Origin of the sequence: Ensifer adhaerens, from assembly GCF_013283195.1 — a bacterium.
In the GTDB taxonomy this organism is placed as follows: domain Bacteria; phylum Pseudomonadota; class Alphaproteobacteria; order Rhizobiales; family Rhizobiaceae; genus Ensifer; species Ensifer adhaerens_G.
The window spans coordinates 2712071-2731472 of record NZ_JABEKT010000001.1 but is presented as its reverse complement, the minus strand read 5'-3'; the positions used below and the strand labels follow the sequence as shown (position 1 = coordinate 2731472).

The window sequence follows — 19402 nt, the reverse complement described above, 5'->3', positions numbered from 1 at the left end:
CTCGAACTCGCGACCGAGCACGTGAGGCCGCAACGCACATGAGCAATTCCCATGCCGGGCCGGTTCTGGTCCTCGGCGGTGCCCGATCCGGTAAATCCAGTTTTTCCGAAAGGCTCGTCGAAGCCTCCGGGCTCTCCATGCACTATGTCGCAACCGGCCGGGCCTGGGACGACGAGATGCGCGAGCGCATCGACCATCACAAAGAAAGGCGCGGCGAAGGCTGGACGACGCATGAGGAGCCGCTCGATCTCGTCTCGCTGCTGACACGCATCGACGACGAAAAGCGCGTGGTGCTCGTCGACTGCCTGACGCTGTGGGTCACCAACCTGATGATGGAAGGACGCGACATGGCGGCGGAGTTCGCTGCCCTTGCCGCCTTTCTGCCCGAGGCGCGGGCGCGCCTGATCCTTGTGTCCAACGAAGTCGGCCTCGGCATCGTGCCCGAGAACCGCATGGCCCGCGACTTTCGCGACCATGCCGGCCGGCTTCACCAGATCGTTGCGGAGAAATCCGCGGAAGTTTACTTTGTCGCGGCCGGATTGCCGCTGAAAATGAAGGGTTGATCCATGACCACTGCGAGAGCCAACCAGGGCAAGATCCCGGCGACCGTCATCACCGGCTTCCTCGGTGCCGGCAAGACGACGATGATCCGCAACCTGCTGCAGAATGCCGACGGCAAGCGCATCGCGCTGATCATCAACGAGTTCGGCGATCTCGGCGTCGACGGCGACGTCCTGAAGGGCTGCGGCGCGGAAGCCTGCTCGGAAGACGACATCATCGAGCTCACCAATGGCTGCATCTGCTGCACGGTTGCCGATGATTTCATCCCGACCATGACAAAGCTGCTCGAGCGCGAAAACCGTCCTGACCACATCATCATCGAAACGTCGGGTCTGGCGCTGCCGCAGCCGCTGATCGCCGCCTTCAACTGGCCGGATATCCGCAGCGAAGTGACTGTCGACGGCGTCGTCACTGTGGTCGATAGCGCTGCCGTTGCCGCTGGCCGTTTTGCCGACGACCACGACAAGGTCGATGCGCTGCGCGTCGAGGACGACAATCTCGACCACGAAAGCCCGATCGAGGAACTGTTCGAGGACCAGCTGACCGCCGCCGACCTGATCGTGCTCAACAAGACCGACCTGATCGACGCCTCGGGCCTCAAGGCCGTGCGCGACGAAGTGGCTTCGCGCACCAGCCGCAAGCCGACGATGATCGAAGCCAAGAACGGCGAAGTGGCCGCTGCCATCCTGCTCGGCCTTGGCGTGGGCACGGAAAGCGATATCGCCAACCGCAAGTCTCACCACGAGATGGAGCATGAAGCCGGCGAGGAGCACTCTCACGACGAGTTCGACAGCTTCGTCGTCGAGCTTGGCGCAATTGCCGATCCGGCCGCCTTCATCGACAGCCTCAAGGGCGTGATCGCAGAGCACGACGTGCTGCGCCTCAAGGGCTTTGCCGATGTGCCCGGCAAGCCGATGCGCCTCTTGATCCAGGCTGTCGGCGCCCGCATCGACCAGTATTACGACCGCGCCTGGGCTGCCGGCGAGAAGCGCGGAACGCGCCTCGTCGTCATCGGCCTGCACGACATGGACGAAGCTGCGGTGCGCGCGGCCATCACCGCGCTCGCCTGACGCCTTGAAGCAACGCAGTTCCAGGAAGATCGTTTCGAACCTTCCTGGAACGGCTTGAACGGATAGAACAATGCATCTGCTTCTCGCCCAGAAAGGAACGATCGCCGACGGCAACGAAGCGATCGATCTGGGGCAAACGCCGGCCGACGTGCTTTTCCTGTCGGCCGCCGACACCGAGCTTTCCTCGATCGCCGCGGCCCATGGTCGGCGCGACGATGGGGCAGGTCTGCGTATCGCCAGCCTGATGAACCTCATGCACCCGATGTCGGTCGACACTTACGTCGAGCGCACGGCGCGGCATGCCAGGCTCATTGTGGTCCGGCCGCTCGGTGGCGCCAGCTATTTCCGTTACGTGCTGGAAGCATTGCATGCCGCCGCCGTCACCCACCGCTTCCAGATCGCGGTGCTGCCGGGCGACGACAAGCCCGATCCTGGCCTCGAACCGTTTTCGACGGTGGAAGCCGACGACCGCCAGCGCCTCTGGGCCTATTTCACCGAAGGCGGCGCCGACAATGCCGGACTGTTCCTCGACTATGCCGAGGCGCTGATCACGGGCGCGGAGAAGCCCCAGCCTGCAAAGCCGCTTCTGAAGGCCGGCATCTGGTGGCCGGGGGCGGGCGTCATCGGCGTCAGCGAATGGCAGATCCGTGTCCGGGAAAGGACGGTCGCCGGGGAGGGATTCGAACCCCCGACCATCGGGATCTGCTTTTATCGCGCCCTGGTGCAGAGCGGCGAGACGCGGCCCGTTGAAGCGCTAATCGAGGCGCTTGCCGCTGAGGGCATGCGCGTGCTGCCGCTGTTCGTCTCCAGTCTGAAAGATGCCGTTTCGGTCGGCACGCTGCAATCGATCTTTTCCGAGGCTGCACCCGACGTGGTGATGAACGCCACCGGTTTTGCCGTCTCGTCTCCCGGCGCCGACCGGCAGCCGACCGTGCTGGAATCGACCGGCGCGCCGGTGCTGCAGGTGATCTTCTCGGGGTCGTCGCGGGCGCAATGGGCGACCTCGCCGCAGGGGCTAATGGCCCGCGACCTCGCCATGAATGTCGCGCTCCCGGAGGTCGACGGCCGCATCCTCGCGCGCGCCGTCTCCTTCAAGGCGGCCTCGATCTATGATCCCAAGGTGGAAGCCAATATCGTGGGGCATGAGCCGCTTGCCGACCGGGTGCGGTTTGCCGCACGGCTCGCGGTCAACTGGGCAAGGCTTCGCCGCGCCAAGCCGGCTGAACGCCGGATCGCCATCATCATGGCCAATTACCCCAACCGCGACGGACGGCTCGGCAACGGCGTCGGGCTCGATACGCCTGCCGGCACAGTTGAGGTGCTGCGCGCCATGGCGAGCGAGGGCTATCCCGTGACCGACGTGCCGGAGGATGGCGACGCGCTGATCCGCTATCTCATGGCCGGGCCGACCAATGCCGCAAGCGGCGACCGAGAGATCCGCGAAGTCATTTCGATCAGCGATTACAAAGCGTTCTTCGATTCGCTTCCGAAACAGATTCAGGATGAGGTGACTAGCCGCTGGGGCGCGCCGGACGCCGATCCGTTCTTCCTCGATGGCGTGTTTGCGCTGCCGCTCGCCCGCTTCGGTGACGTCGTCGTCGGCATCCAGCCGGCGCGCGGCTACAACATCGATCCGAAGGAGAGCTACCACTCGCCCGACCTCGTGCCGCCGCACGGCTATCTCGCTTTCTATGCCTTCCTGCGCAACCGGTTCGGCGCGCAGGCGATCGTGCACATGGGCAAGCACGGCAATCTCGAATGGCTGCCGGGCAAGGCCTTGGCGCTGTCGGAGACCTGTTATCCCGAGGCGATCTTCGGGCCGCTGCCGCATGTCTACCCCTTCATCGTCAACGATCCCGGTGAGGGCACGCAGGCCAAGCGCCGCACCAGCGCCGTCATCATCGATCATCTGACGCCGCCTTTGACGCGGGCGGAATCCTACGGGCCGCTGAAAGACCTCGAGGCGCTGGTCGACGAATACTACGATGCAGCCGGCGGCGATCCGCGCCGGCTGAGGCTCTTGAGCCGTCAGATCCTCGACCTGGTGCGCGATATCGGCCTCGACCACGACGCCGGCATCGACAAGGGCGACAGCGACGACAAGGCGCTGGAGAAGCTCGACGCCTATCTCTGCGACCTCAAGGAGATGCAGATCCGCGACGGCCTGCACATCTTCGGCGTGGCGCCGGAGGGGCGGCTCCTGACCGATTTGACGGTGGCGCTCGCCCGCGTGCCGCGCGGCCTCGGCGAAGGCCCCGACCAGAGCCTGCAGCGCGCGATCGCGGCGGATGCAGGCCTCGGCTTCGATCCGCTCGATTGCGTGATGTCCGACGCCTGGATTGGGCTGCGCCCGCACCTGCTTGCCGAGGTTTCCGATCAGCCCTGGCGCACGGCTGGCGATACGGTTGAGCGCATCGAACTGCTGGCGGCTTCGTTCGTTAGCGGCGAGACGCCGGCACCGGCGGCCTGGTCGGCCACCAGCGCCGTGCTCGGCGAAATCGAGACACGGTTAAAGCCGTCGATCGTCAATTCCGGTGCTGCCGAGATGGCCGGTTTCCTGACCGGCCTCGATGGCCGCTTCGTGGCGCCCGGACCATCCGGTGCGCCGACGCGAGGGCGGCCCGACGTTCTGCCGACCGGGCGCAATTTCTACTCCGTCGACAGCCGCTCGGTGCCGACGCCGGCGGCTTACGAGCTTGGCAAGAAATCCGCCGAACTGCTCATCCGCCGCTACCTGCAGGATCACGGCGAATGGCCGTCCTCCTTCGGGCTCACGGCCTGGGGCACGGCCAACATGCGCACCGGCGGCGACGACATCGCCCAGGCGCTGGCGCTGATCGGCACCAAACCCACCTGGGACATGGTCTCGCGCCGCGTGATGGGCTACGAAATCGTGCCGCTTGCGGTGCTCGGCCGACCGCGCGTCGACGTCACGCTCAGGATTTCCGGCTTCTTCCGCGATGCCTTCCCGGATCAGATCGCGTTGTTCGACAAGGCGATCCGCGCCGTGGGCGCGCTGGAGGAAGACGATGCCGACAACATGATCGCCGCGCGCATGCGCGCCGAGACAAAGCGCTTGGAAGCGTCGGGCGTCGAGCCGGCGGAGGCCGCACGTCGCGCCTCCTACCGCGTCTTCGGTGCCAAGCCCGGAGCCTATGGCGCCGGCCTGCAGGCGCTGATCGACGAGAAGGGTTGGGACAAACGCGCCGATCTCGCCGACGCCTATCTTACCTGGGGCGCCTATGCCTATGGCGCCGGCGAGGAGGGCAAGGCGGAGCGCGACCTCTTCGAGGAGCGGCTGCGCACGATCGAGGCCGTCGTCCAGAACCAGGACAATCGCGAGCACGACCTGCTCGACAGCGACGACTACTACCAGTTCGAAGGCGGCATGAGCCTTGCAGCAGAGCACTTGAGCGGCGCGAAGCCGGCGATCTACCACAACGACCATTCCCGGCCGGAAAAGCCCGTGATCCGTTCGCTGGAGGAAGAGATCGGTCGCGTGGTGCGCGCCCGCGTCGTCAATCCCAAATGGATCGATGGCGTCATGCGCCACGGCTACAAGGGTGCCTTCGAGATCGCCGCGACGGTCGACTACATGTTCGCCTTTGCCGCGACGACGGGGGCGGTGCGCGACCATCATTTCGAGGCGGCCTACCAGGCCTTCATCGTCGATGAGCGCGTGTCGAACTTCCTGCGCGACAAGAACCCGGCGGCGCTCGCCGAGCTGTCCGAAAGGCTGCTGGAGGCGATCGACCGCAATCTGTGGACCCCGCGCTCGAACTCGGCGCGGTTTGAACTGAGCGGCCGCACGACGGCGGCAGTGCGGCTTCGCGCCGGAAACGAATGAGCAAGTCAGGGGAAGCCGCGAAGCGGTTTTCCGGACGGAGTTGCGCAAGTGCAAAGAATGGGATCGCGGTCAGCATTACGCCCGGGTCCGACGATGGAATCACAGGATCAGGAGAACGTCATGAGCGAAGATGTGGTGAGCACGGGTGAGGGCGTCGCCGAGAAGGACGACGCGCGTCACGCGATGAAGATGGCGAAGAAGAAGACCGCCCGCGAAAAGATCATGGCGACGAAGACCGACGAGAAGGGTCTCATCATCGTCAACACCGGCAAGGGCAAGGGCAAGTCTACCGCCGGCTTCGGCATGATCTTCCGCCACATCGCCCATGGCATGCCCTGCGCCGTCGTGCAGTTCATCAAGGGTGCCTGGGAGACCGGCGAGCGCGACCTGATCGAGAAACATTTCGGCGATGTCTGCCAGTTCTATACGCTCGGCGAAGGCTTCACCTGGGAAACACAGGACCGCGCCCGCGACGTGGCGATGGCGGAAAAGGCCTGGGAGAAGGCCAAGGAACTGATCCGCGACGAGCGCAACTCGATGGTGCTGCTCGACGAAATCAACATCGCGCTGCGCTACGATTACATCGACGTGGCCGAAGTCGTGCGCTTCCTGAAGGAGGAAAAGCCGCACATGACCCACGTGGTCCTGACCGGCCGCAACGCCAAGGAAGATCTGATCGAGGCGGCCGATCTGGTGACGGAAATGGAGCTGATCAAGCATCCCTTCCGCTCCGGCATCAAGGCGCAGAAGGGCGTCGAATTCTGATGAGCCAGAGCTGGCAGTTCTGGGCGCTGCTGTCGGCGGCCTTTGCGGCGCTGACGGCAGTGTTTGCCAAGGTCGGGGTTGCGCAGATCAACTCCGACTTCGCCACGCTCATCAGAACGGTCATCATCCTTTTCGTGCTCGCCGGCATCGTTGCTGCAACAGGGCAATGGCAGAAGCCCTCGGAAATCCCGGGGCGCACCTGGCTGTTCCTGGCGTTGTCGGGCCTTGCCACCGGCGCCTCGTGGCTCGCCTATTTCCGGGCGCTCAAGCTCGGCGATGCCGCGCGGGTGGCGCCGATCGACAAGCTCTCGATCGTCATGGTCGCCATCTTCGGCGTCTTGTTTCTCGGCGAGAAGCTCAACCTGATCAACTGGCTCGGCGTCGCCTTCATCGCTGCGGGGGCGCTGTTGCTGGCGGTGTTTTGAGCTTGGTATCACGCGCCGCTCGCAAATTTGTTCCCTGAATGTTCGCCTCAGTCAAGCCGTAATCCTGATACACGAAATGGTTGCGGCAAGCGGGGGCGACATGCAGGTTGATGACGATTGGCGCAAGCGCCTTGAAAGGGACTATCTTACCTTTGCAGCCTGGACGACGGCAGCGCTGGTGGCATTCTGTGCTGCTGTCTACTACGTCGCGATATCGACTGCGCGATACCCTACGGAGTTTCTTGCTCCTTTCCTGAGTACTTTCCCGGCGATGATTGCGGCGCGGCTGACGATCGCGCTCAGTCGATATGTCCGCAGCGCGTGGCAGCTGCTGGCGCTTTCGTTGGCGTGTGGTTTCACCGCTGTTGCCGGCCTGATCGGGGTCTACGTTCTGACCATGTGTTTCGCGAGCTGGGACCCGGGTGGATTTGCCGTACCTTATCCGGTGCTCACTGACATTTTTTTGGAGTCTCGCTTCCAGGTGATCGCTGGAGTGGGTGCGCTCATGGCTGCTGCGAGCTTGGCGCTATGGCTCCTGCGCGAGGGGCTGGACCAAAAACGCAATAGAGCCGCTGGCGAACCGGGGGCAACGACCGCTTCGAGGCTCACTCCAGTTTCGCCTAGCGAGCGCGCCCTCGTTCGTAATCGCCAGCTGCGGGCGGAGGAGCGCTATTTCTGGTTTTCCGTTCTCGCTGGGCCCGTGATCGTTATCGTCCCGCTGATGTTTCTTGAGATGCTCTTCAGTCCGGAAAGCGCCCTCGGTGCATCGAAACTGCTGTGGGCAGTGCTGCGATACTACTACGGTGGCGCTTACGCGGCGGCAATCAGCGCCACGCTGGTTCTTGCGCTCACACCCAATCGCTCACGCCGTTCGGCCTGGCTTTTCGCCTTTTTCGTCGGCTTGCACGTCGGCGCGATATTTACGCTTCTGTTTGACTACGCAGATGACACCGCCAGCAATCAGGCGTTTCTATTGCCTTTCGGTGGCCTTGTCGGTGCCCTGTCAGCTGCCATCTGCACCGCGATCTGGTTTCCCGGGCGCCGCGGCATCGGCGAGCAGGGTACGCTGCAGGCCACTTCGGTGCGCGGATTGATGCGCGCCTTGCTGATCGCCGGCTTTGCTGCGCCGGCGGCAGCGGCGGTCTTTTACAGTCTTTTCGCCGCCGCCGCACCGATGCTTGGCATCGCGCCGCAGTGGTTCCTCGACAGCGCTATGCAGGTCGGCGCCGCCGAGACATGGCTCTTGAATTACCGGGTCTGGGCGGTCGTGGCATTGATGACAATGCTGCTCCATCACTTTCTCAAGAACAGAGCCGTCCGGTCGAGTGTTGCAGTGGTCATCCTCTCACTCTCGGCCTTTCTCGTCGGAGGTGGGATCGCGCATAGCCTGAATCAAGGCATCCTGTGGAAGGTCGTGCCGATTTCGGTGACCTCATTCCTCGTGCTTGACGTGTCCAGCGTTGTTGCCGGTCTTTCGGCCGTTTTCCTGATCCGCCGGGGCCATTCGTTCCGTTCGGCCGACGCTGAATGCATCGCCGACTGAGGGCGGGATATCCGTCAGGCCCAGCGCCGGACCCGCCGGCAATAGACGCCATACGCCTCGCCGAAGGCGCGGGAGAGGTGCGTCTCCTCCATGCGGATCTGGTAGGAGATCGAGATCCAGGCGGAAAGCGCCAGCGCGACCGAGATGACGTTGGGAACGGCCAGCACCGTGCCGATCAGCGCCGTCACCATGCCGACATAGATCGGGTTGCGCGAGAACGCGTAGAGGCCGGAGGTGACGAGCGGCGCGTCCTGTTTTTCGGGGATGCCGATCTTCCAGGAATGCCGCATCGCCCATTGCGACAGCATCGTCAGCCCGCCGCCAAGCGCCATGAGGGCAAGGCCGATTGCGGAGATGGACGGGGTGTCGAGCAGCGGGATCCGGCCGAGCGCGGCGTTGACTGCTTTGGGAAAGGCGGCAATTGCCAGCAGGTGAACCACCAGCACTGCCACGATCACGCGAAAGAGCTTCCCGGCAAAGCCTTCCGCGTCGTCGCCGTAGGTCAAGACCACGGGCGAGCGGCCGGATTGTCGACGGCGAAGGACCGCCAGCGCCAGCGTGAAAAGACCGACGACGAGCATCAGGATGGCGGGAAGGGTGGTGAACATCGGAACCTCTGAGCGCGCGAAATGACAATGCGGCGCTTGTGGTCAGGCGGCCTGTCTGATCTCCACCCACTCTCCGCGACGCATTTTTCGCAGGTTGCAATCTCTAGTGACTAGAGGTTCAAGGGGCTGACTCACTCGATTTTCATCTTGGTTACCAGATTTTCACCGGCGAGTTGCCGGTGAAAGGTGACACCCGCGCGGCCTTGGCGGTGACATCACCGCCTCCCGCCCGGCGGTAAAGTGCAGACATTCAGGGCGACCTCGGCCGCCCTTCTGCATGACGCCGGACTAACGAAAGGTCCTGCCGTTCGAAGGCGTCGTCTGGCCCGAACGGTTTTTGCCCAATGCCAACTCAACTTGCTTGGCCTTCACCGATGCCCGCTTCTCGACGGACGTCGACGAGACGGCGGCAAAGGCGGAACTCGCCATCGCGAGGGATGCCACTATGGCGATCATGATCTTCATTGTTTATCTCCTGGATGCGGACCTCCCGCCTGAGTGCGGGAGATCTGGCCTAGGACGCTTGTCGAGCCGGCGACATACGGCAGGTGTCGTATTTCGACAGCGGCCGCGAGAGGTGGCCAGGCTTTCAGGCCGAGAATGCTGCGTGGTCGCCAAGGCTGAGTCCGAACTGACGGCACGCTTCCTCGACTATTCGAGGCGCGTCTTCGTCTGGAACATCGTCGGAAAGCCGGAACGGATCGGCAATTACACTGCGCAGACCAAGTGTCTCGACAAGAGCATAACGCGCCGCGTCGCGCTCCTTATCCTGCAGATCGCAGAAAATGGAGACAAGCTTGCCTGTGATCAGGCTATCGCGTCTTTTCTTCAGGTAATCGGATGCCACCTGTATGCCGGCAAGCCTGCTTCCGTAGAAGTCAGTATCATCATCCGCGAAAACAAACTTAACGATCAGGTCGCGGTACCAGACAACAAGGCCTAAATAGCGGCAAAGTGCCTTGAGCGCGAGATCTCCGTAGACATCCTTCTCCTCGTTATGGAGATAGGTTTCGATCAACTGAGCATCAGCTGGGGCACCGCAATAGCCGACGATATAGAGGGCGTCTCCGATGTTGCCAGTTTGGGATCGTAGAATCTCCCGCGCGAATTCAACCTCGGCTTCAGAAACCGGTCCATCCGTAACGCCCTGGGCTCGGTCTCTAATGCTGTTGATTTCCATGCGACTCTTGCCGGGCTGATTGCTGCCGCATTCTGTCTCCCGAACCTCGTGTGAAATCAATCGCGATCACCCAATGACCATCGCCTATGCGCAGGGTAGTCGCCTTCATTTCAGACCCAGCTTTGCCTCTTGCTGAAATCATCGCCACGGGCGGGTGTCGTCGTGTACCTCTCGCGAGCCGCCTGTCCGCGGGGGCGCCAGCGTCACGTGGCATTTGCTGCTGAGCTCCAGCGCTGCCACGTATCGGACAGAAGGTTCGCTCAAACCGATATATCGCGAGAGCTGCGAGACACACGGCCTCGGTCATCACGCCGACCGAATGCGGGCGCTTTGGCTCGGTTTGTCACTCGTACCGCAGGGCCTCAACCGGATCGAGGCGCGAGGCGCGCCAGGCCGGGACGATCGTGGCGAGGAAGGAAAGGCTCAGCGCCATGCCGATGACGAGCATGGTCTCGGCGGCGTCCATGTCGGCCGGGAGCTGATTGAGGAAGTAGAGTTCCGGGCTGAAGATGGTGGTTCCTGAAATCCAGGAGAAAAACTGCCGGATCGCTTCGATTTTGAGGCAGACGACAACGCCGAGCAACACGCCAGCAACGGTTCCGGCCGTACCGATCGCTGCGCCGGTCATGAAGAAAATACGCATGACGGACCCTGCGGTCGCCCCCATCGTCCTCAAGATGGCGATGTCGCTTCCCTTGTCCTTCACCAGCATGATCAGGCCGGAAATGATGTTCAGCGCCGCGACCAGCACGATCAGCGTCAGGATCATGAACATCACGTTGCGCTGGACCTCGATCGTCGCGAAGAAGGTCTGGTTGCGGTCGCGCCAGTCGCTGATGAAGATCTGCCGCCCAGCGGCATCCTCGACCGGCTGGCGCATTTCGTCGACGGCGTCGGGGTGCTCGACGAAGATCTCGATGGATTGCGCAAGCCCTTCTGCGTTGAAGACCAGCTGCGCCTCTTCAAGCGGCATGAAGATGATGGTCGAATCGTATTCCCACATGCCGATCTCGTAGATCGCCGAAACGGTATAGGCTTTCACGAGCGGCAGCGTCACGTCGCCGGTGGCCGAAGTGAGTGTAATGGAGCCGCCCACCTGGATGCCGAGTTTTTCTGCCATGCGCGAACCGATCGCGACACCGGTGCCTGAGGCAAAGCCGACGAGGTCGCCGGACTTGATCTGCTCGGAGACCGACTTCATCTTGCCGAGGTCATCGGCGCGGATGCCCCGCACGAGAGCGCCGGTCGAGCTGTCGCCCACGCCCTGCGCCAGGACCTGCCCCTCGATGAGCGGGATCGCCATCGTCACACCCTTCACGCCGGAAAAGCGCGTGGCAAGCTCGGCATAATTATTGAGCGGACCATCGATCGGCTGCACGATCATGTGGCCGTTGATGCCGAGGATGCGCGAGATGAGTTCGGTTCGGAAGCCGTTCATCACCGCCATGACGATGATCAGCGTCGCAACGCCGAGCATGATGCCGATGAAGGAGAAGCCGGCGATCACCGAAATGAAGGCTTCCTTGCGCCGCGAGCGCAGATAGCGCCAGGCGACCATACGCTCGAAGGCGGAAAAGGGGCGGCTGGCGGACTTTGCGGACTGGCCAGCGGCCCGAACCTGATCTTCCGTCACGGCGGTCATCCTGGCTTCCCGGTCGCGTTATATCGTCGTGCGAGACTTCACCCTTAGCAATCGAAGATTGCCTGACGATGATCTCAACCGGCAAGCCCATCAGATCGGCGGACGCGGCGAACACCGGGCGCTGGCGTCCCACGATGCCAGAAGGAAGAAACCGGACATCGGCCCGGTTACACGAAATCTCCATGAGTGCCCTGAGGTGAGGCGCGAGGCTGCGACGTCTTCGCTGGCTGCCGCTCGGCCATCGTCAGCGACAGCAAGACCGGTCTCCGCGCTCTGTCAAACCACGCCAAAGCCGCTCCGGCTCAGAGCCCCAGCCAGATCCGCAGCGGATGCGAAGGATCGGCGAGCAGCCGGATCGCAAGCGCGATCGAGACGACCACCAGCAGCGGCTTGATAATCTTGGCGCCCTTGGCCATCGCATAGCGCGAGCCGACCTGGGCGCCGAGGAACTGGCCGACGCCCATCATTAGGCCGACTTTCCACAGAATGGCGCCGAAGAACAGGAAGACACCGAAGGCGCCAACGTTGGAGCCGAAGTTCAGGAACTTCGTATGGGCCGTCGCCTTGAGCACGCCGAAGCCGGCAAGCGTGACGAAGCCGAGCATGAAGAACGAACCGGTGCCGGGGCCGAAAACTCCGTCGTAGAAGCCGATCAGCGGCACCAGCGTCAGCGTGAAGAGGAAGGGCGTGATGCGCCGGTGCTGGTCGACGTCGCCCATGTTCGGCTTGAGGCCGAAATAGAGGGCGATGGCAATCAGCAGGAAGGGCAGGACCGCCTTCAGAACGTCGCCGGGAACGATGGTTGCAAGCAGCGCGCCCAACACGGAGCCCAACAGCGACATCAGCGCCATCGGCAATTGCTCCTTCAGGTTCACATGGCCCTTGCGCGCATAGGAAAGCGTTGCCGAGCCGGAGCCGAAAAGTCCCTGCAGCTTGTTGGTGCCCAGCGTCTGGAGCGGCGGGATGCCGGCAATCAGCATGGCGGGAATAGTGATCATGCCGCCACCGCCGGCGATCGAATCGATGAAGCCGGCAACGAAGGCGGCAACGAAAAGGAACACGAGCAGGTGGAAAGCGAGATCTTGCACGGGAGGGACTCTGGGAGGGAGGAGTAAGCAGGCCTTTCCCGCCTTGTGTCAGAGGCAGCGGCGAAATGCAAAGCCTTCTGTCATGGCGCATCTTTTGTGCCGGCCCAGACAGGTGGATTATCACATAAAATCAGTGTCTTATTCTGGTATTCTGCGTGCCTTGGTGGGCTTTTGCCGTCTCCGGTCGATTGCCGGTTCTGGCGCTTTGCGCTCGCCGCAAGTGGGTGGCAGGTTTCCCCAAACGCGACATGGCGATGGCGCAATCCGGTTTGACCCGTGCGATTGCCTCCGGTAAAAATGAGGGATGTGCGACGGCGTCCGCTTCAGGCGGACTGAAAGAGCGTCCGGTGCGGCCGACCCAGGCAGGGGGCTTGAACCGGTGCTGTCCAGACCGACCCGGACTTGAGCCGGGCGGCGCTTCGTGTGGATTGCCGCGAGGGGGCCGAGGTCGAGCATGATATCATCCAGCATAGCGCCGCCACCGCCAGGACCACTCGTGCTTGGGCTTGGCTGCGAGCGCGGTACGCCGGCAGATGAGGTGATTGCCCTTGCCGAAAAAGCGTTGGCGAAGGTGGGTGCCGCGAAAGCCGATATCGGCTTCGTCGCCTCGCTTGATGCGAGGCGCGGTGAGCCCGCGATTCATGCCGCCGCCGAACACTTTGCCGTAGAGGCGCGGTTCTTCGATGCGGAGACACTGGAGGCCGAGGCGCCCCGGCTGCAGAACCCCTCGGCAATCGTCTTTGCCCACACCGGTTGCCACGGCGTTGCAGAAGGCGCGGCACTCGTCGGTGCGGGGCCGAAAAGTGTGCTGCTCGTTGGCAAACTCACCGCATCGCATGCGACGGCTGCAATCGCCGGACCTGTCGAGCGCCTGCCGGTGAGCACGACGACAACGGTGGCGCCATGAGCTTTCTTCCTGGGTATGTCCTGCATGAAATGTACGAACGATTTCAAAAGACTATGTGGATTTCTTGCCGGTCTGAATCTGCTTGTTGCCAAGGCAAGTCAACGGCAGCGTACAAGCGAATGGCAGGAGTGGCGGCATGAGCGATACGATCTTTTCCGGTCTGCCCGAGCTTGAGCCCGGTAGTGTCTGGCTCGTCGGTGCCGGTCCCGGCGACCCCGGCCTTTTGACCCTTCATGCCGCCAATGCGCTGCGGCAGGCCGATGTCATCGTGCACGATGCGCTGGTCAACGAGGATTGCCTGAAGCTCGCCCGGCCGGGCGCCGTACTCGAATTTGCTGGCAAGCGCGGCGGCAAGCCGTCGCCAAAACAGCGCGATATCTCGTTGCGGCTTGTCGAGCTGGCGCGCGCCGGCCAGCGCGTGCTGCGGCTGAAGGGCGGCGATCCCTTCGTCTTCGGGCGAGGTGGCGAGGAGGCCCTTACGCTTGTTGAAAACCGCATTCCGTTCCGCATCGTGCCGGGCATTACCGCGGGGATCGGCGGGCTTGCCTATGCCGGCATTCCCGTCACGCACCGCGAGGTCAACCACGCTGTCACCTTCCTCACTGGTCACGATTCTTCCGGCCTGGTGCCGGACAGGATCAACTGGCAGGGCATCGCCTCGGGCTCGCCCGTGATCGTCATGTACATGGCGATGAAGCATATCGGCACGATTGCCGCCAATCTCATTGCCGGCGGACGCTCGCCGGAGGAGCCGGTCGCCTTCGTCTGCAACGCGGCCACACCGCAACAGACGGTGCTTGAAACGACGCTGGCGCGCGCCGAGGTCGATGTCACCGCTTCCGGTCTGCAGCCGCCGGCAATTGTTGTCGTCGGCGAGGTCGTGCGCCTCAGGGCATCGCTAGATTGGATCGGCGCACTTGGCGGGCGACAGCTTGTTGCCGACCCCTTCGCAAGCCGCGAGCTCAGGGATCCCGCATGAGCGGATTGCTGATCGCCGCACCCTGTTCGGGCTCCGGCAAGACCACGGTAACACTCGGCCTGATGCGCGCCATGCGGCGGCGGGGCATGGTGATCGCGCCCGGCAAGGCGGGCCCCGACTATATCGATCCCGCGTTCCACACCTTCGCCAGCGGCGAGCCGTGCCTCAACTACGACCCGTGGGCCATGCGCCCCGACCTTCTGGCAGCAAACGCTGCGCACGCCGCAAGCGACGGGCGCACGCTGGTTGTCGAGGCGATGATGGGCTTGCATGACGGCGCGGCTGACGGCAGCGGCACGCCGGCAGATCTTGCATCAGCGCTCGATCTTGCCGTCATCCTGGTGGTCGATTGTGCCCGTATGTCGCATTCGGTCGCGGCACTCGTGCGCGGTTATGCCGATTACCGCGGAGATATCCGGGTTGCCGGCGTCATCCTCAACAAGGTCGGAAGCGACCGGCATGAAATGATGCTGCGCGATGCGCTGACGCGCGTCGGCATGCCTGTCTTCGGCGTGCTCAGGCAGGATGGCGCCCTGAAACTGCCCGAGCGGCATCTCGGCCTGGTGCAGGCCGGTGAACATGGTGCGCTCGAGACATTTATCGACTATGCGGCGGATCGGATCGAGGCGACCTGCGATCTCGATGCGATCCGTGCGGCCTCCGCCCTCTCGCCCTCCGAGCGGGCGCAGACCGAAGTCACTAGGTTCAAGCCGTTCGGGCAGCATATCGCGGTGGCGCGGGATGTGGCGTTTGCCTTTAGTTACGAGCACCTCCTGTTCGGCTGGCGCAGCGCCGGGGCGGAAATCTCCTTCTTCTCGCCGCTTGCCGACGAAAGTCCCGACGCGGCTGCGGACGCAGTCTATCTGCCGGGTGGTTATCCGGAGCTTCATGCGGGCCGACTGCAGGCGGCGACAGCGTTCCGGTCCGGCATGGCCGCGGCCGCCAGGCGGGGCGCGCGGATCTTCGGCGAGTGCGGCGGCTACATGGTGCTGGGCGAGGGGCTTGTCGCCGCCGATGGCGCGCGCTACCAGATGCTCGGCCTGCTGCCGCTCGTCACCAGTTTTGCCGAGCGCAGGCGGCACCTCGGCTACCGCCGTGTCGTGCCTCTCGACACCACGTTCTTCGATGGACCCATGACGGCGCACGAATTCCACTACGCGACCATCGTCTCTGAAGGTGACGCCGACCGGTTGTTTTCCGTCAGCGATGCCGCCAGCGTCGATCTCGGGCAGGCAGGCCTGAAGCGCGACAACGTCGCCGGTTCCTTCATGCACCTCATCGACATCGCGGATCGGTCATGAGCGCGCCGATCGTGCATGGCGGCGGCATCACGGAAGCCGCCGCCCGCTTCGGTGGTCGCTTCGAGGATTGGCTCGACCTGTCGACCGGCATCAATCCGCGGCCGGTGGCGCTGCCGCCGGTGCCGCAGCAGGCCTGGCATCGACTGCCCGACAAGCTGACGATCGACAGCGCGCGCGCGGCTGCCGCCAGCTATTACAGCACCAACGGCGTCCAGCCCTTGCCGGTGCCTGGTACACAATCGGTGATCCAGTTGCTGCCGCGCCTCGTTCCGGCGGGCCGCCGGGTTGCCGTTTTCGGCCCCACCTATGGCGAATATACGCGCGTGCTCATGGCAGCCGGTCTTGCGGTCGATCGGGTTGAGCGTGCCGAGGAGCTTGGACCCGACCACGGTCTTGCGGTGGTGGTCAACCCGAACAACCCGACCGGACGCGCCTTTCAGCCGGAAGACATCCTGGCAATGGCGGCGGTGATGAAGGCGAACGGCGGCGTGCTGGTCGTCGACGAGGCTTTTGGCGATCTTCAGCCGGATTTGAGCGTCGCCGGCCATGTGGGCGCCAACGACAACCTCGTCGTCTTCCGCTCCTTCGGGAAGTTTTTTGGTCTCGCCGGTCTGCGCCTAGGTTTCGTCGTGGCAGATGATGCCGTGCTCGATGCTTTTCGCGAATGGCTCGGACCCTGGGCGGTGTCCGGACCGGCGCTGGTCATCTCCACGGCACTGATGTCAGGCGAAACGGAAACGATCGCTGCGGGAATTCTCGAGCGCCGCGCCGGCCTCGATGCAGTGCTTGACGATGCTGGTCTCAAACGCGTCGGTGGCACTGGCCTGTTCGTGCTGGTGGAACATGCTGATGCGAGCGCCTTGCATCGGCATCTCTGCGAAGCACAGATCCTGACACGCAAGTTCGACTACGATGCCCGTTGGCTCAGGATCGGGCTTGCGCCGGATGCCGAAGGTGATCAGCGGCTGGCGGACGCTTTGGGCCGCTGGAACGCCCTGCGTGCAGGGGACGTAGCACGCCCCGGGGACGTAGCACGCCCAGGGGAGTGCTGAGTGTCGAGCGAGATCCTTGTCATTCTGGTGCTCGCGCTGCTGCTCGATCGTGTCGTCGGCGATCCCGACTGGCTCTGGTCGCGTCTGCCGCACCCCGTCGTCTTCTTCGGCAAGGCGATTGCCGTCTTGGATGGTGCGCTGAACAGGCATGATGCGATTGAACCCGCAGCTTTGAAGCTGCGTGGTGTCGTCACGATCGGCCTGCTGCTGCTTGCAAGCGCCGTCGTCGGGGCGGTCCTGCACAAATTGTTCGGAACGATGGGCGTACTTGGCTTTCTGCTCGAAGCCGTCGTCGTTGCAGTCCTTCTCGCACAAAAGAGCCTTGGCGACCACGTCGGGCGCGTTGCCGAAGGCTTGCGGCACGGTGGCCTTGAAGGTGGGCGTGCCGCCGTTTCGATGGTCGTCGGGCGCGATCCGAAGACGCTCGATGCGCCCGGCGTCTGCCGGGCCGCGATCGAAAGCCTTGCCGAGAATTTTTCCGACGGTGTCGTCGCTCCCGCCTTCTGGTATGCGGTTGCCGGCCTTCCCGGTCTGCTTGCCTACAAGATGCTGAACACGGCCGATTCGATGGTCGGCCACAAGTCGCCCAAGTATCTCCATTTCGGCTGGGCGTCCGCCCGGCTCGACGACGTCGCCAACCTGCCGGCCGCAAGGCTGTCCATCCTTTTGATTGCCGCTGGCGCCTTGTTGCGCCGTGGTCGCGTCGCCGCGGCCGATGCGATCGGCGTGGCGCTGCGTGACCACGGCCTGCACCGCTCTCCCAACTCCGGCTGGCCGGAGGCGGCGATGGCCGGCGCGCTGGACCTGCAGCTTGCCGGGCCGAGGATCTATGGTGGTGTCAGGGTCAGCGAGCCGATGATCAATGGTCCAGGCCGCGCGATTGCCGAAAGCGAAGATATCGACGCAGGCATTGCCGTATTCTACGGCGCCTGTTCGGTGATGACCTTGGCTGTTCTTCTGATCGCCATGATTTGATTGGTGATCGCCCTGTATTCACCCCAAGTCGATCTTGGAGTTAAGACTTTACTTTCCATATGTATTAAACTCGTATCATGACGAGCCAGTTATTCTCTGCGAACGTTTGGTTCCACCGATTGCAGCGCACACGCGCCCGGTGACGCGTGGGAGACGCTGCAGCGCCTGAGGCCTGCTGCATGATCTTGCCGATAGCTTGGGATCTTGCAGTTGAGGTTTCGCACGCGGAGAGCGAAGCATGCGACACACATTCCTGACTGTGCTGATTGCCGCCTTGATGCAGTTTCCCGCTCAGCCGCTGAGCGCTGCCAATCTCGTTGCCAAGATTAGCCTTTCCTCCCAGACGATGGTCGTGAAGCAGGACGGCGTCGTGATGTACCGCTGGAAAGTTTCCACGGCACGCAAAGGCTATGTCACCCCCAAGGGGAGCTGGAAGGCAAAGTGGCTCTCACGAAATCATAGGTCGCGGAAATATGACAATGCGCCAATGCCTTACGCGGTATTCTTTAACGGCGGCTATGCCGTGCACGCGACCTATGACCTGAAGCGGCTCGGCCGCCCCGCCTCACACGGTTGCGTGCGGCTGCACCCCGACAATGCGGCGGAATTCTTCGCTCTGGCGCGTGAACACGGGCTTGGCAACACGCGGATCGTCATCACCCGCTGACGTGCGGGATGGCGGGGCTCAGTCGATGCCGGCGACGTGCATCAGCCTGTCCATGCTGGGCACGGTGACGCGGCGGCTGTTTTCGATGCGAATGACATTGTCCTTGCGCAGCTTGGTGACTTGCCGGCTGACGGTCTCGATCGTCAGGCCGAGATAGTCGGCGATATCGGCGCGCGACAATGGCAGGTCGAACTCCGTTGCCGTGCCATTTTCCGGATCGATGTGGGTGGCGATGATGTAGAGGAAGCTTGCCACCTTCTCCTGCGCGGTCTTGCGACCGAGCGTCAGCATCCAGTCGCGCGCCTCGTCCAACTCCTTCAGCGCTTGTTCGTGCAGGCGGTGTTCAAGCCCCGGCGCTTCGGAGACGAGCCGCTCGATGACATTGCGCGGGAAGGAACAGATGTCCGTGTCGATCGCCGCCTCTGCGGTCAACGCGCTTTCGCGCGTGAAGGGGCGCCCCATGAAATCGGGTGCGAACTGCAGGCCGACGATCTGCTGGCGGCCATCGGACAGAACCTTGCTGAGCTTGACGACGCCGCTGATGATGTTGGCGTAGCTGTCGGTCATCTCGCCCTGGCCGACGACCTCGCGACCGGGCTCGACACGCCTGCGGGTCGAATGCCGGCTCAGGTCGAGAAGCTGGTCTGGGGTCAGCGTGCCGCAGACTCCGCCGTGGCGTGCCTCGCAGGCAGAGCAGACGGCTGGAATGTCCGAATTGTGGATATCCTTGCGGCGATGTTCGGTCACGGTCTGCAAATCTTTCTTCCCTGCATCGGGTTTGTTCTGGGGACC

At 63.4% G+C, this 19402-nt stretch carries 18 protein-coding genes; 12 read left to right on the top strand and 6 right to left on the bottom strand.

Features of this window, described 5'->3' with window-relative positions; all coding sequences use genetic code 11:
* Positions 1-38 precede the first annotated feature (38 nt).
* The 6 genes from cobU (at position 39) to LPJGGPFB_RS12940 (ending at position 8211) form a co-directional block, all read left to right on the top strand.
* A complete protein-coding gene (gene cobU, locus LPJGGPFB_RS12965) occupies positions 39-563 on the top strand; it encodes a bifunctional adenosylcobinamide kinase/adenosylcobinamide-phosphate guanylyltransferase (RefSeq protein WP_173420278.1) in 525 nt (174 codons plus the stop codon).
* 3 nt (positions 564-566) lie between these two features.
* Positions 567-1631 carry a cobalamin biosynthesis protein CobW gene (cobW, locus tag LPJGGPFB_RS12960; RefSeq protein WP_173420277.1) on the top strand — a complete coding sequence of 355 codons (1065 nt, stop codon included), beginning with the start codon at positions 567-569 and terminating at the stop codon, positions 1629-1631.
* Between the two features lie 70 nt (positions 1632-1701).
* Complete coding sequence (gene cobN / locus LPJGGPFB_RS12955) at positions 1702-5478, top strand: cobaltochelatase subunit CobN (protein ID WP_173420276.1); 3777 nt, start codon at positions 1702-1704, stop codon at positions 5476-5478.
* 120 nt (positions 5479-5598) lie between these two features.
* Positions 5599-6243: a cob(I)yrinic acid a,c-diamide adenosyltransferase gene (gene cobO / locus LPJGGPFB_RS12950; protein ID WP_112815655.1), complete on the top strand. Its 645-nt coding sequence runs from the start codon at positions 5599-5601 to the stop codon at positions 6241-6243.
* A complete protein-coding gene (locus LPJGGPFB_RS12945; protein ID WP_173420275.1) occupies positions 6243-6668 on the top strand; it encodes an EamA family transporter in 426 nt (141 codons plus the stop codon). Before cobO ends, LPJGGPFB_RS12945 begins: the two co-directional genes overlap by 1 nt.
* 100 nt (positions 6669-6768) lie before the next feature.
* Entirely contained in the window at positions 6769-8211 is a 1443-nt protein-coding gene (locus tag LPJGGPFB_RS12940) for a hypothetical protein (protein ID WP_173420274.1), read from the top strand.
* A gap of 14 nt (positions 8212-8225) precedes the next feature.
* Here the strand turns inward: LPJGGPFB_RS12940 and LPJGGPFB_RS12935 are convergent, their stop codons facing one another.
* The 5 genes from LPJGGPFB_RS12935 to LPJGGPFB_RS12915 all read right to left on the bottom strand — a co-directional run bounded on the left by LPJGGPFB_RS12935 (position 8226) and on the right by LPJGGPFB_RS12915 (position 12729).
* The gene (locus LPJGGPFB_RS12935) at positions 8226-8819 is read right to left on the bottom strand and encodes a methyltransferase family protein (protein WP_173420273.1); all 594 of its coding nucleotides are present in this window, start codon (positions 8817-8819) and stop codon (positions 8226-8228) included.
* A 288-nt stretch (positions 8820-9107) separates the two neighbouring features.
* Positions 9108-9284 (bottom strand): hypothetical protein, encoded by a 177-nt coding sequence (locus tag LPJGGPFB_RS12930; protein ID WP_173420272.1) that lies wholly within the window; start codon positions 9282-9284, stop codon positions 9108-9110.
* Between the two features lie 124 nt (positions 9285-9408).
* A complete protein-coding gene (locus tag LPJGGPFB_RS12925; protein WP_173420271.1) occupies positions 9409-9999 on the bottom strand; it encodes a hypothetical protein in 591 nt (196 codons plus the stop codon).
* 343 nt (positions 10000-10342) lie between these two features.
* Entirely contained in the window at positions 10343-11641 is a 1299-nt protein-coding gene (locus LPJGGPFB_RS12920) for a lipoprotein-releasing ABC transporter permease subunit (RefSeq protein ID WP_173420270.1), read from the bottom strand.
* Positions 11642-11943: 302 nt separating this feature from the next.
* Entirely contained in the window at positions 11944-12729 is a 786-nt protein-coding gene (locus tag LPJGGPFB_RS12915; RefSeq protein WP_173420269.1) for a TSUP family transporter, read from the bottom strand.
* 454 nt (positions 12730-13183) lie between these two features.
* Between LPJGGPFB_RS12915 and LPJGGPFB_RS12910 the strand changes: the two genes are divergently transcribed.
* The 6 genes from LPJGGPFB_RS12910 to LPJGGPFB_RS12885 all read left to right on the top strand — a co-directional run bounded on the left by LPJGGPFB_RS12910 (position 13184) and on the right by LPJGGPFB_RS12885 (position 18610).
* Complete coding sequence (locus tag LPJGGPFB_RS12910) at positions 13184-13636, top strand: cobalamin biosynthesis protein (RefSeq protein WP_173420268.1); 453 nt, start codon at positions 13184-13186, stop codon at positions 13634-13636.
* 136 nt (positions 13637-13772) lie between these two features.
* Complete coding sequence (gene cobA, locus LPJGGPFB_RS12905; protein WP_173420267.1) at positions 13773-14615, top strand: uroporphyrinogen-III C-methyltransferase; 843 nt, start codon at positions 13773-13775, stop codon at positions 14613-14615.
* Complete coding sequence (locus LPJGGPFB_RS12900) at positions 14612-15916, top strand: cobyrinic acid a,c-diamide synthase CobB (protein ID WP_173420266.1); 1305 nt, start codon at positions 14612-14614, stop codon at positions 15914-15916. The genes cobA and LPJGGPFB_RS12900 overlap by 4 nt, the downstream gene beginning before the upstream one ends.
* Positions 15913-16968: a threonine-phosphate decarboxylase CobD gene (cobD, locus tag LPJGGPFB_RS12895; protein ID WP_173420265.1), complete on the top strand. Its 1056-nt coding sequence runs from the start codon at positions 15913-15915 to the stop codon at positions 16966-16968. The genes LPJGGPFB_RS12900 and cobD overlap by 4 nt, the downstream gene beginning before the upstream one ends.
* Positions 16969-17943, top strand: a complete 975-nt coding sequence (gene cbiB / locus LPJGGPFB_RS12890; RefSeq protein ID WP_173420264.1) for an adenosylcobinamide-phosphate synthase CbiB — start codon at positions 16969-16971, stop codon at positions 17941-17943.
* A gap of 277 nt (positions 17944-18220) precedes the next feature.
* Complete coding sequence (locus LPJGGPFB_RS12885; RefSeq protein ID WP_234902894.1) at positions 18221-18610, top strand: L,D-transpeptidase; 390 nt, start codon at positions 18221-18223, stop codon at positions 18608-18610.
* Positions 18611-18628: 18 nt separating this feature from the next.
* Here LPJGGPFB_RS12885 and LPJGGPFB_RS12880 read toward each other — a convergent pair whose 3' ends face one another.
* A complete protein-coding gene (locus LPJGGPFB_RS12880) occupies positions 18629-19366 on the bottom strand; it encodes a Crp/Fnr family transcriptional regulator (RefSeq protein WP_173420262.1) in 738 nt (245 codons plus the stop codon).
* Positions 19367-19402: the final 36 nt, after the last annotated feature.

Excerpts from the sequence above, each read along its gene's own strand:
- cobU (WP_173420278.1), top strand. The coding sequence starts at position 39 with ATGAGCAATTCCCATGCCGGGCCGGTTCTGGTCCTCGGCGGTGCCCGA.
- cobW (WP_173420277.1), top strand. The coding sequence starts at position 567 with ATGACCACTGCGAGAGCCAACCAGGGCAAGATCCCGGCGACCGTCATC.
- cobN (WP_173420276.1), top strand. The coding sequence starts at position 1,702 with ATGCATCTGCTTCTCGCCCAGAAAGGAACGATCGCCGACGGCAACGAA.
- cobO (WP_112815655.1), top strand. The coding sequence starts at position 5,599 with ATGAGCGAAGATGTGGTGAGCACGGGTGAGGGCGTCGCCGAGAAGGAC.
- LPJGGPFB_RS12945 (WP_173420275.1), top strand. The coding sequence starts at position 6,243 with ATGAGCCAGAGCTGGCAGTTCTGGGCGCTGCTGTCGGCGGCCTTTGCG.
- LPJGGPFB_RS12940 (WP_173420274.1), top strand. The coding sequence starts at position 6,769 with ATGCAGGTTGATGACGATTGGCGCAAGCGCCTTGAAAGGGACTATCTT.
- LPJGGPFB_RS12935 (WP_173420273.1), bottom strand. The coding sequence starts at position 8,819 with ATGTTCACCACCCTTCCCGCCATCCTGATGCTCGTCGTCGGTCTTTTC.
- LPJGGPFB_RS12930 (WP_173420272.1), bottom strand. The coding sequence starts at position 9,284 with ATGAAGATCATGATCGCCATAGTGGCATCCCTCGCGATGGCGAGTTCC.
- LPJGGPFB_RS12925 (WP_173420271.1), bottom strand. The coding sequence starts at position 9,999 with ATGGAAATCAACAGCATTAGAGACCGAGCCCAGGGCGTTACGGATGGA.
- LPJGGPFB_RS12920 (WP_173420270.1), bottom strand. The coding sequence starts at position 11,641 with ATGACCGCCGTGACGGAAGATCAGGTTCGGGCCGCTGGCCAGTCCGCA.
- LPJGGPFB_RS12910 (WP_173420268.1), top strand. The coding sequence starts at position 13,184 with ATGATATCATCCAGCATAGCGCCGCCACCGCCAGGACCACTCGTGCTT.
- cobA (WP_173420267.1), top strand. The coding sequence starts at position 13,773 with ATGAGCGATACGATCTTTTCCGGTCTGCCCGAGCTTGAGCCCGGTAGT.
- LPJGGPFB_RS12900 (WP_173420266.1), top strand. The coding sequence starts at position 14,612 with ATGAGCGGATTGCTGATCGCCGCACCCTGTTCGGGCTCCGGCAAGACC.
- cobD (WP_173420265.1), top strand. The coding sequence starts at position 15,913 with ATGAGCGCGCCGATCGTGCATGGCGGCGGCATCACGGAAGCCGCCGCC.
- LPJGGPFB_RS12885 (WP_234902894.1), top strand. The coding sequence starts at position 18,221 with ATGCAGTTTCCCGCTCAGCCGCTGAGCGCTGCCAATCTCGTTGCCAAG.